The sequence below is a fragment of the Bdellovibrio sp. HCB185ZH genome (genome assembly GCF_047302455.1).
In the GTDB taxonomy this organism is placed as follows: Bacteria; Bdellovibrionota; Bdellovibrionia; order Bdellovibrionales; family Bdellovibrionaceae; genus Bdellovibrio.
The window spans coordinates 1,586,130-1,601,680 of the sequence record NZ_CP178624.1; the positions used below are offsets into that span (position 1 = coordinate 1,586,130).

A 15,551-nucleotide genomic window follows, 5' to 3' on the forward strand; every position below is an offset into this window, starting at 1 on the left:
GCCGAGGAGAAACTATGCAAAGATTCTCGCGCTTCTACATTCTGCTTTTGACTCTGGGATTTGGCCTCCCCAGTTGCGCGAGTTCCCTGCATACAGGCAGCGTCGCGAAAGGCAAGGCCTCATGGTATGGCGAAAGCCATCAGGGCAATCGCACAGCCAGCGGAGAGAAATTTGATCTGCATCAGCTGACTGCGGCTCACCGCACTTTACCTATGGGATCCATGGTGAAGGTCACCAGTCTTAGCACAGGCAAAACCGTCACCGTTCGCATCAATGACCGTGGTCCCTTCACGAAAGGTCGTATCCTTGACGTCTCTCAGGCCGCGGCCCAGCAGTTGGGTTTTATTCAAAAAGGCACTGACACTATCAAGATGGAAGTGGTCTCCATCCCTGGGCAGTAGAGCGGATGTTCCGGCCGGCTCCCAGCCTCTGGTCTAGAAATTGACTACCTGACAGACACTGTCCAATAAACTAAACGCCGTAAACACCAAGTTCGATTTAAGCTGGTAACAATATTGCAAATGACAATGAATTGAAATCAGCGGAATTCAGACGTTGCGGGGGAATACTGTATGAAAATGAGACTTCTTGGTTTAGGCATCACGAGTGCAGCACTCATCGTTACATTCCAAAACTGTGCGCCCAACGCTCACTTTTCAAGCGCCGTAAACGCCAGCCTAAGCGGTGGCAATGGCGAGGCCAAACTTATTCCCGACATGCTGTTAGAAACAAAAATGAACACGGCCATTGATTTTCAGGCCGATCAAACGCGCGCCCCGATCGCTGATAAAATCTCGTTCATCGCCGCCAACCAGGGTGCGGCTCTGAATGGTAAAATCGAAGTCACGGACAAGAGCACTTATAAATTTAAATACACGCCAAACTATGGATTTCGCGGTAATGACAATATCATTGTGACAGTCACTGACAAAGACGGCGTCGCGATTCAGTTCACGGTGAAAGTCAGCGTCGGCAACAGCTTCACGACTTTCCAACCAGCCTTGGCAATCCGCGGAATGGGCTGTATTCAGTGTCACGCCCAAGTGGCCTCTAATATCATCACTGATTTCGGTTACGGTTCGAGCTACTTTATGGGGCAAGGCTCTCCCAGCGGAATCACTTGGACAAGCGGCTCCGTTTATGGAGACCATGGCAACAGCTTTAATACGATCTCTATGCCTGCCGATAAAAACGTGATCGTGCCGCAAGCGAATCTGCCAACAGCAATCGCAACAGCAGCGAACGCCAGCACTCTAGCGGCTTATATTAAAGCGCAACTGGCTAACTCCGCATACGCGACGACTAAAGGTGCGCAAGTTGTGACTAAGAAAAGTGTCTATATCGGTGCGCCGACAGATGCTAACATCACAACCGCTTTCCAGATGGCGGCTTCTGAGCGCATCAAGTACTTCAAAGATGCTGCAGACTCGGTTGCATTGTCTGGCTTGAAAGACCAGGGCACATTCTTCCAAAATAGTGGTGAGCTTGCTTGTGAAGGAGACCTGGCGATTCGCGGACCTTTGCTTTTGGATAACGTGACGATCAAATCGCGCACAGGTTGCCGTTTGTATGTTGTGGGTTCCGTATTCATGTATGGTCCGATCAACTACTCGAACAACGATGCGACTCGCAATCTTCAAATCACCAGCAGCAAATCCATCAGCATGGGCTTAGGCACTGTTAAAAAGAATGGCAGCTTCTGCGACCCTTCTGATCGCTATGCAACAAGCACAGCAAGCTATGGTACTTCCTCTTTGGTGAATCGTTACTCCACTTTCTGGACAGTGCCAGGGAACTTTGTCAGAAACTCCACCAGTCCGAAAGCAACTGGCGATGCAGTTGTGGCTGAGGCCGCTTTAATCGAAGCGAAAAATGGTCCTCTGTACGATGCAGTTTGCCGCACGGAAGGTCGTAATGTTTCTTTCGAAAGAATTCTTTTGAATGCGCCACTTATCCACAGCCGCTATGAAGGTAACGTCTCGGGAACCGTGATTGCAGAGATCTCGATCATGAGCCTAAATATGTTTAAGTTCTCCTATGACCAGGTTTTCAACTCCGTACCGGTCTTTCCGTTCCTGGATAAATCCGTATACTTGGATATCGTCGATTAGGACTGTCTAAAATCCTGACGTTTACGCATTCTTTTCCAAAGGAGGAGTTCGCATAGGCTCCTCCGGCAGGTCTTGGTACAAAGACCTCTATGAAATCACTTCGCTTCCTTTTATCTCTTATCATTTTCTTTCCCACTCTTGTCTTAGCCTACACTCTTCACGGAACCGTGATTAACGTGCATGACGGCGACACGCTGACAGTTCAGTCCGGGAGCGATCGCTTTAAGGTGCGCTTCCTGGGTGTGGATACGCCAGAAGTGGACTACTTTGGAAATACCCAAGGCGAGCCGGCTGATGTGGCCCGTGATTTTGTGGCGGGCCTGGTCCCCGTCGGCAGCAATATCACTGTCCTTTACGATGAAAATGGCCATGACAAACACAACCGCATCCTGGGCCGAGTGATATATAACGATGTTGAAGTGAACCTGGAAATCCTGAAAGAGGGCTGGGGCTACATGTACTTTATCTACCCGTTTGATAAAGGAATGATTTCGGCCTACAGCCAAGCTTCCAAGTTCGCGGTAGACAACCAAAGAGGTCTGTTTTCTGCGCGCTACTCGAACGTTCTTGCGCCCTATGATTTCCGCATGAAATCGCGCAATCTGACCGGAACAAATTTTGTCGGAGATATCGAAACCAAAATGCTCTATTACCCGGAAGACAGCTACAAGATCCCGGTTTGGCGCAGAGCCTTTTTCTCGGACAAGAATTTAGCTTACAGCAACGGCTACAAGTTCTTCTAAATAAAAAAGCCATCCTCAGGGATGGCTTTTTTCGTTTTAACCTGGTTCAGAAATTTACTCTTTTGGACCAATCGTCTCTTTAACTTTGATTGTCTTTTTGATCTTGGCATCGGACGATAATGATAAGTCCTTCGCAGTCAGTGCTTTTTTGTTTTTTGGACTGAATAGCTCCATTGATTCCCATTTGCCCGGAGAGCCACCTAAAAGATTAAAGCTGATGTTACCCTGTCTGTCCTGCTGCAAAGGCAACGTGGCCTTAACCTGCGCTTTAGAAGTGAAGTCTAAAACCATTTTCACCGTACCTGCCACGCGACCATCTTTTGTCTCATCCGCACAGTCCACACGGAGTTCTGACTTTTCGATTTCGATCTGTTTAAAGGACAAGCAATTTAACTCCCCCGCCGCCATCCAGATTTTAGAGTTTCTGACATATTCATGGACGCGAGGTTTTCTGTCTTCACCCGAAGATTTAGAGACAACGACCACATACTCTGGCAAGGACAAAACCGCAGAGATTTCCTCTGACACGAGATCATTGGGAAACCCCAAGGATTCTTTTTTACCCGTGCGCGAATCAACTTGCATAAAAACACGCTTATCAGGATCCGTATCTTCGACAGCAACAATAACTTTACCTTCATGAATATTCGATGCGGCTTGGATCACCGCAGCTGCTTTCGCCTGTAGACCTATCAATAGAACAAACATACTAGATAATAGAATTCTCATCAGTCGACTCCATGTGGTTTGAGATTTTTTATGAACTCCTAGTGTGGCAGACTCGCCCAAGTTGATCAAGTTACCTTGATTTTTCCTATACCTAACGAATCTCTGTTCTTTATTAAATCTCAAAATGAGGCAGCGCTGACTTCATTCGAAGATGTGCCTGATAACAGGGGTCGCGTGACTATGTTTTCTCGACACTGGACTGATTGGTGTGGGGCTTTTGATGCTAACTATTCTGTATTCAAAGGAGAGCCTATGTTGAAAAAGTCCCTGCTAACAGCAATTGGAATTCTTTACTTTACCCACTATGCTTCAGCCGCTTGCGGTGATTTATCCACAAGAGAATTCAAAGGAGATGAAGCCGTTACTTTGGGCTACATCTTAAAAAACTCCAATATCGCCACTAAAACCTATGATGGTGACAACACCATTTGGACCATCGCCGATCTTCAGTGCGTGCAAACCAATCGTGGCATACTTCCAGACACAATGCCTGCGTATAAGTGCACTCCACCAGCAGGCGTGGGGCCAATCACAGCCAAGGCCTTGTTTGATGCCCTATCAGAAATGGGAGTCATGCCCGACGGAACCACGGGTCACGTGACAGAGGTCGCTAAAGAAGTGAAATGTACGATTAATAAAAACGGCACCGGTGGGACAGCAGTCAACCCGACATGCTCGATGAAAGCGGCCTGGGGAGATGAGTGCGGTTAGTTCTTTTTATTATGAGGCAATGGGGGATCGTTCTCGGTCCCCTCTTCGTTGATCATGGAAAATAAAGAGTTCTGAAAGCACACCAACGCATCGGCCTCTTCCGAATCAAATTCTGCAATAAACTCTTTTTGAAATGCACGGAGCTTGGCAATAGCCTCTTCCATGCGCTCGGCCTTCATACGCATAAAGGTTGCCGAGTACTGACGTTTCGTTTTGGGTACGACGTCATAGGAGCGCTCCAAAATCTTCACCACTTCCAGATGCATGGCCTTAGCATCGGGAGCCTCGGGCGTACGCGCCTCTAACGCAATCAAATCCCCGGGAGTCATGCCCAGGATGGGAGAAAGGGCTGCCACCAACTGCGCGCGGTTTTCAAACTTTTGCAATTTGTTGCCTTCATTTAGTACGAAACGCGCAATCGCATTGTTCTTTTCACCCTGAAGCTCGTTCAAAACCATGATACGCAAATGGTTGCTGTCTATGGATTTTTCGTACTTTACCAGGTTTGAAAAGTGCGTCTTTTCATTTTCATTGAATTCAAAATATTCGGAAATGGAATCCGCAAGTTTATCCCCGATATGACGCTTGCGATTCAGGATCATTGACAGAGCCGAGGGATGAGAAAGCCCCAGCTGACGAGTCCACACCGTCAAACTCCACCCTACTTTATTCTGACTTTTCCAGGCATTGTAGTCTGCGAGAAACTGCCTGTAGTCTTTGTATTTAAGGATTTCAGCCTTTGTCATATGGGCCTTATATATACCTTAAAAATCGAGTCCTTCGCTGATTTTGGTGGGGTTTCACAAACCTTGTGAAAGCTTTTCCTGAACCGTCTCTTGTTTGGTCACCTCTTTTGTGTCAAAACTATCGCACTTTCACCACCTTTAAGGGGGATTCAATGAAGCTGTTGCTGTCTATATTGCTTATGGCACCATTTTTCGCGTCAGCTGCGACTGAAATCATTTATAACCGCTCAGCCAACCCCTATGTTCCCGAGCGCGGCTATGTTACCCGCGATCAGGTTTGTATCGATGAAGAGAGCCAAACTGTGGAGGCTTCTTTACCAGGCCAGGCGCCAGTTAAAGCTTCTTTGACAGCAAATCGCGAGGTGTGTGTCGAGTGGAACCGTACCGATTCCGCGCACCCTGTTTGCACTAAAAAGGCGAACAAAGAAGTCCTCTTGGGCGATAGCTACACTCAGTATTTGTACGATGCTTCGGACTACCGCAAAGAGCGCCCGAATGTTCGAGTTAAACGAATCGAAGCTTGCGTTAAGTAGTTCTGAATCTTTCTAAAATTTTACAAGGCACTGGCTACAACCCAGTGCCTTTTTTATTTTCCGAGCAGTAAATCTACAATTCCCTCAAATTTTCTGCTGCCTCGTACTTCCTGATTGGCACTGAATGTATCGATTAGAGAACTTATTTTCGTTGTCATTCCTCAGATTTACTTTCAAAAGCAATCGAATGTAGAAACAAACTGAAAAAAGAAAAAACATCTTTTCCTTTTCTTGTTCTTACTGTGAACAGATTAGACGAAAACAAAATCCGTTTTTGTCGTCGGATTTTACAGGACCTTTTTTCCAGCGTTCCCCCCATTTTTATTTTCGGTGATTCCCCCTATTCTGTTTCAGGACCGAATCAACCGGAGGAAAAATGAAACTACTTACTTCGTTACTTGCACTAAGCCTAACAACAAGCTTGATAGGTTGTGGCAGTAACTTTCAAACTGCTGAACGTTCCTCTACCGATGAATCTTCGTCACTGGGGACACCGACTGTTTCTGAACCTAAAATGGCTTCCCAATCGATGCTGAGTGATCTTAATGAACAACTTGCAGTTCAAACAACTAGCAAACTTTCCGCTTCGCAAATCAGTGCGATCGTGGCAAGTGCGCAGATGGCACTTGAATCTGCGAACTTGGGAAAAAGCAATGACCTGGCTGCGATCATCCCGGTTATCATTCAAGGAGCAACAACAGGTGTTGGTACTTTGAATATTGCTGACCTGGTTAAAAAGTCGAATATCCTGGCTTTGATTGGCGATAGCACCCTGAACTCTCTTGTGAATCTTTCCCAAGATGAAGTTTCCACGAACCTGATTCAAACAGTCACTTCTGCATTGTTTGCAAATCTTAAACTTGCAGGAGTTTCTTCTGGCAGCCAGGCCACTGCCGCTAACACCATTATCCAAGCGCTAATTGGTAAACTGAGTGGAAAAGATTTTGATGTCAGCAGCTTAGCGACAGTTGTTGAAAGCCTTGCGAAAGGTTCGGTGTTGGGCTTGGGTAAATTGGGCAACTCATCAACTGTGTTGCAAACAATCCTTAGCAGCCTGGGCTCTGGTTCATTGCCTGGCTTGAATCAATTGATCTCTCAACTGGGTTCATCCAACAACACGTCGACGACGTTGCAAAATTTGATCGCCGCTTTCACTTCAGGATCTAATTCTGGTTTGAGTGCGATCGTCGGCAGCGGTTCAGGTTCTTCGACTTTGGCAAAAACACTTTTGACGGCACTGATGGGCGGCATCAAAATCGCGGGTGCTACTTCGCCAACATCTTCTGTAGTCACTTCAATCGTGGGCTCTTTATTGGGATCTTTCCTGTCAAAAATCTAATTTTATAACTTTGACAAACGACATAGTCCCCGTGTCTTAGGATGCGGGGACTTTTTTTGCTTTATGACACTGGCTCTGCGATATCTTCACCCTTCCTCTAAAATAACTTTATAAAGAATTTGGGAAGAGAGGTACTTCATGAGCTCACTTACACGAACACTCTTCAGACGAATCGGCCTTGGATTCATAGCTGGCTATGGCTATTCGCTGATTCGCGATCAACTGCGCTACCGCTCCCTGAAAAACTCTGTCGTTGTCATCTCCGGGGGATCCCGAGGACTGGGACTCGTGATGGCCAAAGAGTTTGCCCGCCAAGGCGCTTCGTTAGCTTTGCTGGCTCGGGACAAAGAAGAATTGGCGCGAGGGCAGAAAATCATTGAGCTCGCGGTTCCCGGTACAGACGTTCTCATCCTTGAATGTGATTGTACCAAACCCAACCAAGTCGACAATTCCATCGATGAGGTGATGAAAGCCTTTGGGAAAATAGACGTCGTAGTGAATAATGCTGGAATAATCTCCACGGCACCTCTGGAAAATACCACTAAAAAAGATTTTGAAGATTCCTTAGAAACCCATTTCTGGGCTCCCTATTATATGAACCGCGCATGCCTGCCTCATTTGAAAGCCGGAGCGCGCATCGTGAACATTTCATCGGTCGGTGGCTTGATCCCCGTGCCGCATTTGGCGGCCTACTGCACAGGCAAATTTGCTCTGCGCGGATATTCGCAAAGCTTGCGACTGGAATTAATGAAAAAAGGCATTTATGTCACAACTGTTTGCCCCGGCCTTATGCGCACCGGGTCCGCAAGAAATGCACGCGTAAAAGGACAATTTAAAAAAGAACACGCGTGGTTTTCTTTAATGGCTTCAGCACCTCTTATCACTATCAGCGCAGAAAGAGCGGCAAAAAGAATCATTTCCGCTATCAAAACAGGACAAGCGGAAATTAACGTTAGCATGACTTCTAAAGTGGGTTCACTGATGAATGCCCATTTCCCCGGTCTGTATGCGGATCTGGGCTCCCTGGCGAATCTGCTGCTACCAAATCCTACGGATGACATCAGAACGACGAAAGAGGGCAAGGACGCTGAATCGTTCATCACTCCTTCCATTCTGACTTCGATGGGTGATCGAGCTGCTGAACAGAATAACGAAATTCCGCCGCAAACGGATCAGTTACATTGATTAGGAATTTTGATGTCGACCTTGAAATTTGAAGAACGTTGTAAAATTTGTGGTGAACTTCTACCCACGGTCGGGAAAGAACATTTTGTGGTCTGCGAACAATGCGGCACCTTGAATCGCTTCGCCAGATACAATTCACCGCAAATCAGTTTGGCCTTTGCGTTGACTGCGCTCATTCTTTACCTCCCAGCCAATATTTTTCCATTCATGACCTTAGAGGTTTACGGAAATAAAAACACGGCAACAATCTGGGAAGGTATCGTCACCATGAGTGAAACTGGAGCCTGGGGCATCGCTGCTATTATTTTCCTGGCAAGCATGGTGATTCCCTTGGTTAAACTTTTGATTTTATTTTACCTGGGACTTACCGCGAGAAGTGCTTCGCACCGCAAACTCCGCACTCGATTATATACAACCGTTGAGGCCATCGGCCGCTGGTCGATGCTGGATATTTATCTTTTAGCGGTGCTAGTCGCAATTATGAAAATGGGGCCGTGGGCCCATGCAGAGCCGGGATTAGGCTCCTGGATGTTCGCTCTTGTCGTGATCTTTACCATGATCTCTTCCGCCTATTATGATCCTACAACAATTTGGAATGACACGTATGATGAAAAATCTTAAAGCCGTTTGGTTCGTTTGGTTGTTTCCGCTTTTTGCCGTGATCCTCGCGGGCTATTTGTTAATTCAGTACTATCAACATCGCGGTCCCGAAGTGACAATCACTTTTGAGGAAGGTTCGCGCATTCGTCCCGATAAAACTGAAATCCGCTTTCGTGGAGTTCGCGTTGGAATCGTCACCTCGTTACGAATCTCAGATGATCAAAAAAACGTCGAGGTTACTGCCCGTCTGGAAAAGTTTGCTTCGGATTTTGCGAATGAAGGCACCAAGTACTGGCTCGAAAGCCCTCGCATCAGCTTCGAAGAAATCCGCGGCCTGGATACCCTGGTGGAGGGAAGTTACATCTCCGCAGTACCTGGCAACGGTGGCAGAACGAAAAATTTTACGGGCAGATCTGGAACTGATTTAAAAAATCCCCTGGAAGAAACCGCACTCTTTAAACTGGAAACACGTTCTCTGGATTCCGTGAGTGACGGCGACACGATTTTTTATCGGGGTATGAATGTGGGTTCGGTCACTAAGGTCGCTCTTTCGAAAACAGGGCAAACCATCAGCGTGCACTTTCGCGTACCGTGGGAATACGTCCGTTTGGTGCGCACCAACACAGTGTTTTGGCGCAAAGCCGGTTTTCAGGCGAAATTAGGGTTATTTAATTCTTTCGTAAAAATGAACTCCGTCGATGCGCTTTTGCGCGGAGGAATTGAGCTGGCCACGCCGACCAATGCTGGCCCGAAAGCCAAACCAGGAACGACGTTCGCGCTGGTGGGTGAAGCGCCCAAGGAAGTTGAAAAATGGAATCCCGTTTTGGAGTAACGTTAATCAACACTGGCCTATGAATCAGTCCAGTTTATGAACCCTAACAATTCACTCAAGGTTTTCTGGCTCTTACTTAGAAAAATGATAATCATAGCAACAAGGCCTAATCGTTTACCAAGGAGGGTGCAATGGCTGAAACATCAAGAGACCTAATGAATGATATCAAATCCACTGGCAGACAAGCAGTTGAAACAGGGAAAAGCATGTACGGAGATGCAAAATCCGAAGTGAAATCTCAGTTCAACGAAGCAAAATCTGAATTGAAAAGTGAGTGGGGCGATCGCTATGAAACTATCAAAGCGAAAGCTCAGGACGCGTATGAAACGTCAGAAGACTGGGTGAAGGATCATCCACTTGCGACGGTCCTCGGCGCTTGCGCTGTGGGATTTGTGGCGGGCTTGATTGCTCGTCGTCGTAACTAAAAAAATGGGGCGGATTCATTCCGCCCTTTTTTGTTTTTACATCAGAGGAGGATGGTATGGCACAAAAACATACAGATCATCAGCTAACAGAACAAAACTGGAACCAGGTCACGCAGGAAGTCCGTAAAAAATGGTCTGCCTTGAACGAATCAGATTTGAACCGCATCGATCATGACTTTGATTCTCTGACTGACTTAGTCTCTCTGAAAACAGGACTGACTCATGAAGAAACGGAACAGCGTCTTGATGACATCATTGCCCGATGTGGTACCGAAACAACCATGGACGCCTCTGAATCCAGCGCCTCATGGAAAAGAAATCCTTCGCAAAGTTCCTCTCAAAGTGCTGGGACTCAAGATTCCGGGACTATTGAGGATGATACGGACGAGCAAGCTCCTTAAAAGAGCCTAACAAGACTCTTTGATAGAGATGTTCCTGCAAGGACTGGGGTTTGAATAGCTTCATTCGCTCCAGCTCCTCTGCATACAGTCCTTTTTTCACACCGAACCCTGCCACCAATGATTTAATCAAACCCGACTTTGTCTTTTCTTTTAAATTTAACAACGCATGCTGCAGCTTTTCTTCCACCGGTGTGAAATCACTGCCGAAGGGAAATACCTGAAATAACCCCTTAGCCTTCGCTCGCTGTGCGAATTCCTGAATCTTAAGGGGCGTATTATTTCTAGCCCGGTCAGGAATCATCCAGTGTGGATCGATCTTTTTATTCTTTTTCGCGATCGCCAACAGTTCATCTTGAAATTGAGCGTCCGCGATCATGATCAGACGCTTTACACATTCCGAATCGCTCTGACCTTTTAAAAAGGCGATACCGTATTCAGTGATAACCACATCACGTAAATGACGAGAAATCGTCAGTTGCGATGGATTCCAAACGATGTTGGATTCCCTGTGCCCTTTCTTTTCTCTGACACTTTTCATCATCAAAATAGAATACGAATCCGGCAACTCGTGAGACATCGCCACAAAATTATATTGTCCTCCGACTCCGCTGACGACGTTGCCGTTAGCAAGGGTTTCAGAAGCTGCCCCACCCAGCAGACTCATCTGCATGCAGGTATTGTAAAAACGCGCGTTCTTGCGTTGCTTACGAAGTGCCAGCTCATGAGGATCATAAAGATCATTAACCTTCGAAACTCGGGTCATCGAAAGACCGTCGAAATCCTCCCCTTCAAGCTCCCGCAGCCAGCTATAGAAAGTTTTGGATCCCAGAAAGAAGGCACCGTGCAAATATCGCAGGGCCTTTTCCTCGTGATCTTGTATGGAGCGGATCAAAATCCCCGCCTTTCGCAAATGCATGAAGCCATCCATCAACATTTCACTGGTCCCATAGAGACCTTTCCTGAAGACGTCACTAAAGATATCTGGCGAATTCGGAGGAGTGAAATGGCTATCGAGCTCGGTGACAAGTTCCTTGTATAAAGAATTCTTCTGATGGCGGAGTAAAGCCGATAATGTCAAAGCATCTGATAACGAGCCTATTCCAATCTGTAAAGTTCCATCATCCTTCAGTAAGCGACTGGCATGAAGGCCAATCATGTGCTCGGTATCATCGATGGCATTTTTTGGTGGTGCAAAAAGCTGGTGGCGTACTTCAGAAGATTCAACTATGCCTTCAAAAAAATCAGCCGGAACTTCAGCATCACCCCCTAAAAATGGCAGGTCAGGATGGACCACACCGATCACCATAAAAGGTTTAACTTTAGCTTTATAAAGATCCACGACATCCAAAGTTAGATCTGGATTGCAGCTAAGACTGTACCGACCATCAGCTGATTTGGCGATCAACTGAATAACTCCGTCCAAGTTCATTTCCAAAATACTTTGGGCGACGTGGGTATAATTTAGACTGATGTAGTTGCTTTGGGCATGAAGATTCCCTAAAACAGTTCCGGCCTGAAAATAGAATTCATGAAGAGAGATATTTTCCGGCACTTCATTTTTATGAAGATCCTGCAAATACGACAGTCGTGGATAGTTATCACCAAAGTGTCGCGTGAAAAACGGTCCTGTAAAGCGCGCTTCCAATTCCGTCTTTGCCTGAGGTATATCCAAAGACAATGCTGTAAAGAAAGTTAGTTTTAATTCTTTCTGCTGCTTCGCTCGTTCATAGAGAGCATTTACCAACTGATTGGGCTTGCCCAATCCCAAAGGAATGGCAAATCGCATTTCTTTGCCTGCTTTAGCGACGATATATTCTTCAGCCTGCTTAATACTTGCAAAAACTTTCATGAAAATAATCATCGCGGCCAGAGCTGATGCAAGTCAAGACAGGCTGCCTATTGATCAATGACATAGGACGTTTACGAGAGGAAAAAAGGGGCGGAAAATATATCTTCAAGGAGGAGCCATGGCTCAAAAAAACAAAAAAAGTTCCAAAACTTCTCAGAAGTCCTCGACAAAAAATTCTAAGGATACTGTGAAGCGACCTCAACGCCATTGGGATCAAGAAACTTCAGCGGATATTCCTTATGACGATTCCGTCGAATCTCCTCGAAGCCGCAGCACTCCTTCTATGTATTGACGTCAGGATGTGAAGATGAGTTTAGCGAAATACAATCAAAAACGAGATTTTAAAATCACCAAAGAACCTCCTGGAAAAATGAAAACATCCCGCAAGGGCGCTCTTTCATTCGTTGTTCAGGAACATCATGCTAGCCATCTTCACTGGGATTTTCGCTTGGAATGGGAGGGCGTCCTGAAAAGCTGGGCAGTACCGAAAGGACCCAGCATGGACCCTCACACCAAGCGTCTTGCAGTGGAAACAGAAGATCACCCTCTCTCCTATGGATCTTTTCAGGGGACCATTCCCGAAGATCAATACGGCGGTGGTGAAGTTTATATTTGGGATAAAGGAACATGGGAGCCGCTTGAAGACGCGGCCAAAGGATTTAAAAAAGGCCACCTGGTTTTTACTTTGAAAGGTAAAAAACTAAAAGGAGCCTTTCATTTAGTAAGAACCCGCACACCGGGTCGAACCAGCCAGTGGCTTTTGATGAAAAAAGACGACGCCTTCGCTGAAGCGATCCCCGACATCAAACCCGTCGCGAAATCCAAAGAAACTCCTCAGCGGACGGTGGCAAGAAAAACGGTGAAAAAAAAAGCCTCGGGAAAGTCGGGAAAAGTCGCGAAGCTACCCTTCGTGACTCCCGAGCTGGCTCTTCTAGTCGACGAGCCTCCTGAGGGAAAAGAATGGCTTCACGAATTAAAATTCGATGGCTACCGCATTCAAGCTCACGTGAATGGTGAGGATGTTAAACTCTTTACCCGCTCTGGCCAGAATTGGACGAACAAGTTTCCTTCCATTGAAGCAGATTTGCAGAAACTTGATCTCCAAGGGGCAGTTATCGATGGCGAGATCGTGATCTTGGACAAAAACGGTCGCAGCGATTTTCAGCTCTTGCAAAATGCTTTAAAAAGCCGTCAGACGCAGAATATGTTTCTGTATGCCTTTGATCTTTTAGCCATCGATGGCAAAGACCTGCGCACCCGCCCTTTGGAGCAACGTCGCGATGAGCTGGTAAAAATATTTAAAAAAACTGCCACCCGCATTCGTTACAGCGAGGAATATCAGGGCACTGGAAAAAGCCTTTTGGCTCTCGCCAAAAAACACGGCTTGGAAGGCATCATTTCCAAGAAAAGAAACAGCCCCTATCGCTCTGAAAGAAATTCGAACTGGCTTAAAATCAAATGCAGTGAACAGCAGGAATTTGTTATCGGAGGTTACACTTTGGGAAAAGGCAGCCGGGATCATTTCGGCGCACTTCTGCTGGGAGTTTATAAGAAAGACAAACTGCAATACGTGGGCAGAGTCGGTACGGGTTTTACTCAGCAATCTCTTCAAGACATTTTTAAAACTCTGAAACCTTTGGAAACAAAGTCCTCACCCTTTGATATCAAATCACCCAAAGGGCGCGACATCCATTGGTTGAAACCCAAATACAGTGCGGAGATCACCTTCTCCAACTGGACTCACGATGAAATCCTTCGCGTTCCGGTTTTTAATGGATTGCGCGAAGATAAACCCACCAAGCAAATTAAAAAGGAGACGCCAGTGATGATGAAATCCAGTGAGGAATGGCCGATCTCAAGCCCCGATAAAATTCTTTTCGCCAAGGAAAAGATCACCAAACGTCAGGTGGCAAACTTTTATACCAAAGTGGCTGAACACATTTTGCCATTGATTACGGATCGTCCGCTCTCATTAGTCCGTTGCCCCAATGGCACAGGGAAGCAATGCTTCTTTCAGAAACATCAGGCTAAGATTCCCGAATCGATGACGCCCGTGAAAATGAAAGAACACGGTGGCTACGGAACCTACATGAGTGTTCATGACGATGCAGGACTTGCGGCATTGGTGCAGATGAATGCCTTTGAAATTCATTGTTCCAACTCTCGCCACCCTGAAACAGATGTGCCCGATCAATTCGTGATGGACTTCGATCCCGGGCCTGGTGTCGATTGGAAAACCGTCGTGGATTCAGCCTTTACACTAAAGAAGCTTTTAGATGGTTTGGGTTTAAAAAGCTTTGTGAAACTGAGCGGAGGTAAAGGTGTGCACGTCCATGTCCCCGTGGCGCCGGTCTATACCTTTGATCAAATCAATAGCTTTACCCACGCCCTGGCTTTACAGATGGAACAACAAGATCCCGATCTCTTCGTTTCAAAGATGTCGAAAAAAATTCGCGAAGGCCGCATCTTTGTCGACTACCTTCGAAACTCACAGGGTGCAACCGCGGTGGCGCCCTATTCGCTGCGGGCCCGTGCTGTCAGTGCCGTTGCGATGCCAATAACCTGGAATGAGCTAAAAAAAATTCCGAGTGGTGATTACTATGACTTGAAAAAAGCCCTCGCCCACTTGCAACGTCGGCGCAGCGATCCTTGGCAGGGTTACTTGAAGCTGCAACAACGAATCGCCCTGTTAGAAAAGGCGACCACCAAAAAAAGCACCACGCGGTCTCAAGCGCATTTATGAAAGCGTGGACTCAGTACCGACCAAAACCGGTGATTGGCGTGGATGAGGTGGGACGTGGCAGTCTTGCCGGTCCGGTCTTTGCCGCTGCCGTGGTACTGAAACATGAACGCTTGCCCAAATTTCTAAAAGATTCAAAACTTTTGTCGCGCAAGCAACGCATTGAAGTGTTTAAGGAAATCTGTCGTGAACACCGGGTCGCGATCGGAATTGCCACGGTCGAAGAAATTGCCATGCTAAATATCGTTTACGCTTCAACGTTAGCGATGAAAAGAGCCATCTCTGGATTACACCTTAAAAAAGGCCATGTCCTAGTGGATGGACGTATACGCATTCCGGTCCTCCCCGAAGAATTTCAACAAACCACCGTGGTTAAAGGAGACCTACTATTTGCGCCAGTCTCCGCCGCCTCCATCATCGCTAAAGTCGCACGAGACGAACTGATGGCAGAATTGGGAAAAGAATTTCCTGACTATGGGTGGGACCATAATTCGGGGTATGCCACGGCTTCACATATTAAAGCTCTGCGCGAGCATGGCCCCTGCCGTCTGCATCGCAAATCATTTTCCCAAGTCAGTCTCCCATTTATTTTCTAACAAGGAGTTCA

At 46.7% G+C, this 15,551-nt stretch carries 16 protein-coding genes; 13 read left to right on the top strand and 3 right to left on the bottom strand.

The genetic code is table 11. From position 1 onward, the window contains the following. The first annotated feature begins 14 nt into the window (after positions 1-14). The 3 genes from ACLSU7_RS07745 (at position 15) to ACLSU7_RS07755 (ending at position 2,854) form a co-directional block, all read left to right on the top strand. The gene (locus tag ACLSU7_RS07745; RefSeq protein ID WP_413294987.1) at positions 15-401 is read left to right on the top strand and encodes a septal ring lytic transglycosylase RlpA family protein; all 387 of its coding nucleotides are present in this window, start codon (positions 15-17) and stop codon (positions 399-401) included. Positions 402-572: 171 nt separating this feature from the next. Next, positions 573-2,111 (top strand): Ig-like domain-containing protein, encoded by a 1,539-nt coding sequence (locus ACLSU7_RS07750; RefSeq protein WP_413294988.1) that lies wholly within the window; start codon positions 573-575, stop codon positions 2,109-2,111. Positions 2,112-2,200: 89 nt separating this feature from the next. Beyond that, positions 2,201-2,854: a thermonuclease family protein gene (locus ACLSU7_RS07755; protein ID WP_413294989.1), complete on the top strand. Its 654-nt coding sequence runs from the start codon at positions 2,201-2,203 to the stop codon at positions 2,852-2,854. A 54-nt stretch (positions 2,855-2,908) separates the two neighbouring features. Here the strand turns inward: ACLSU7_RS07755 and ACLSU7_RS07760 are convergent, their stop codons facing one another. Next, positions 2,909-3,583: a hypothetical protein gene (locus ACLSU7_RS07760; RefSeq protein WP_413294990.1), complete on the bottom strand. Its 675-nt coding sequence runs from the start codon at positions 3,581-3,583 to the stop codon at positions 2,909-2,911. A 252-nt stretch (positions 3,584-3,835) separates the two neighbouring features. Here ACLSU7_RS07760 and ACLSU7_RS07765 point away from each other — a divergent pair, with 252 nt between their 5' ends. Then, the gene (locus tag ACLSU7_RS07765; RefSeq protein WP_413294991.1) at positions 3,836-4,294 is read left to right on the top strand and encodes a hypothetical protein; all 459 of its coding nucleotides are present in this window, start codon (positions 3,836-3,838) and stop codon (positions 4,292-4,294) included. On the opposite strand, the gene ACLSU7_RS07770 is transcribed toward ACLSU7_RS07765, so the two are convergent. Further along, on the bottom strand, positions 4,291-5,040 hold the full coding sequence (locus ACLSU7_RS07770) for a TIGR02147 family protein (protein WP_413294992.1): 750 nt from the start codon (positions 5,038-5,040) through the stop codon (positions 4,291-4,293). The two genes, ACLSU7_RS07765 and ACLSU7_RS07770, sit on opposite strands and share 4 nt — an antisense overlap. A 152-nt stretch (positions 5,041-5,192) precedes the next feature. On the opposite strand from ACLSU7_RS07770, the gene ACLSU7_RS07775 reads away from it, so the two are divergent. From ACLSU7_RS07775 to ACLSU7_RS07805, 7 genes are all read left to right on the top strand, one after another. Continuing rightward, on the top strand, positions 5,193-5,573 hold the full coding sequence (locus tag ACLSU7_RS07775) for a hypothetical protein (RefSeq protein WP_413294993.1): 381 nt from the start codon (positions 5,193-5,195) through the stop codon (positions 5,571-5,573). A gap of 376 nt (positions 5,574-5,949) precedes the next feature. Next, positions 5,950-6,912 (top strand): hypothetical protein, encoded by a 963-nt coding sequence (locus ACLSU7_RS07780; RefSeq protein ID WP_413294994.1) that lies wholly within the window; start codon positions 5,950-5,952, stop codon positions 6,910-6,912. A gap of 138 nt (positions 6,913-7,050) precedes the next feature. Next, positions 7,051-8,097, top strand: coding sequence for an SDR family NAD(P)-dependent oxidoreductase (locus ACLSU7_RS07785; RefSeq protein WP_413294995.1), 1,047 nt, complete (start codon positions 7,051-7,053; stop codon positions 8,095-8,097). A gap of 12 nt (positions 8,098-8,109) precedes the next feature. Then, a complete protein-coding gene (locus tag ACLSU7_RS07790; protein ID WP_413294996.1) occupies positions 8,110-8,718 on the top strand; it encodes a paraquat-inducible protein A in 609 nt (202 codons plus the stop codon). Next, the gene (locus ACLSU7_RS07795) at positions 8,702-9,529 is read left to right on the top strand and encodes an MlaD family protein (protein ID WP_413294997.1); all 828 of its coding nucleotides are present in this window, start codon (positions 8,702-8,704) and stop codon (positions 9,527-9,529) included. Before ACLSU7_RS07790 ends, ACLSU7_RS07795 begins: the two co-directional genes overlap by 17 nt. 131 nt (positions 9,530-9,660) lie before the next feature. Continuing rightward, positions 9,661-9,954: a DUF883 family protein gene (locus tag ACLSU7_RS07800; RefSeq protein WP_413294998.1), complete on the top strand. Its 294-nt coding sequence runs from the start codon at positions 9,661-9,663 to the stop codon at positions 9,952-9,954. Positions 9,955-10,010: 56 nt separating this feature from the next. Then, entirely contained in the window at positions 10,011-10,355 is a 345-nt protein-coding gene (locus ACLSU7_RS07805) for a hypothetical protein (RefSeq protein ID WP_413294999.1), read from the top strand. Here ACLSU7_RS07805 and ACLSU7_RS07810 read toward each other — a convergent pair. Beyond that, positions 10,321-12,204, bottom strand: a complete 1,884-nt coding sequence (locus ACLSU7_RS07810) for an acetyl-CoA hydrolase/transferase C-terminal domain-containing protein (protein WP_413295001.1) — start codon at positions 12,202-12,204, stop codon at positions 10,321-10,323. The genes ACLSU7_RS07805 and ACLSU7_RS07810 overlap by 35 nt on opposite strands. Before the next feature lie 307 nt (positions 12,205-12,511). Between ACLSU7_RS07810 and ligD the strand changes: the two genes are divergently transcribed. Together ligD and ACLSU7_RS07820 are read left to right on the top strand one after the other, a co-directional pair. Next, a complete protein-coding gene (gene ligD / locus ACLSU7_RS07815; RefSeq protein WP_413295002.1) occupies positions 12,512-14,947 on the top strand; it encodes a DNA ligase D in 2,436 nt (811 codons plus the stop codon). Beyond that, the gene (locus ACLSU7_RS07820; RefSeq protein WP_413295003.1) at positions 14,944-15,540 is read left to right on the top strand and encodes a ribonuclease HII; all 597 of its coding nucleotides are present in this window, start codon (positions 14,944-14,946) and stop codon (positions 15,538-15,540) included. Before ligD ends, ACLSU7_RS07820 begins: the two co-directional genes overlap by 4 nt. The last annotated feature ends 11 nt before the right edge of the window (positions 15,541-15,551 follow it).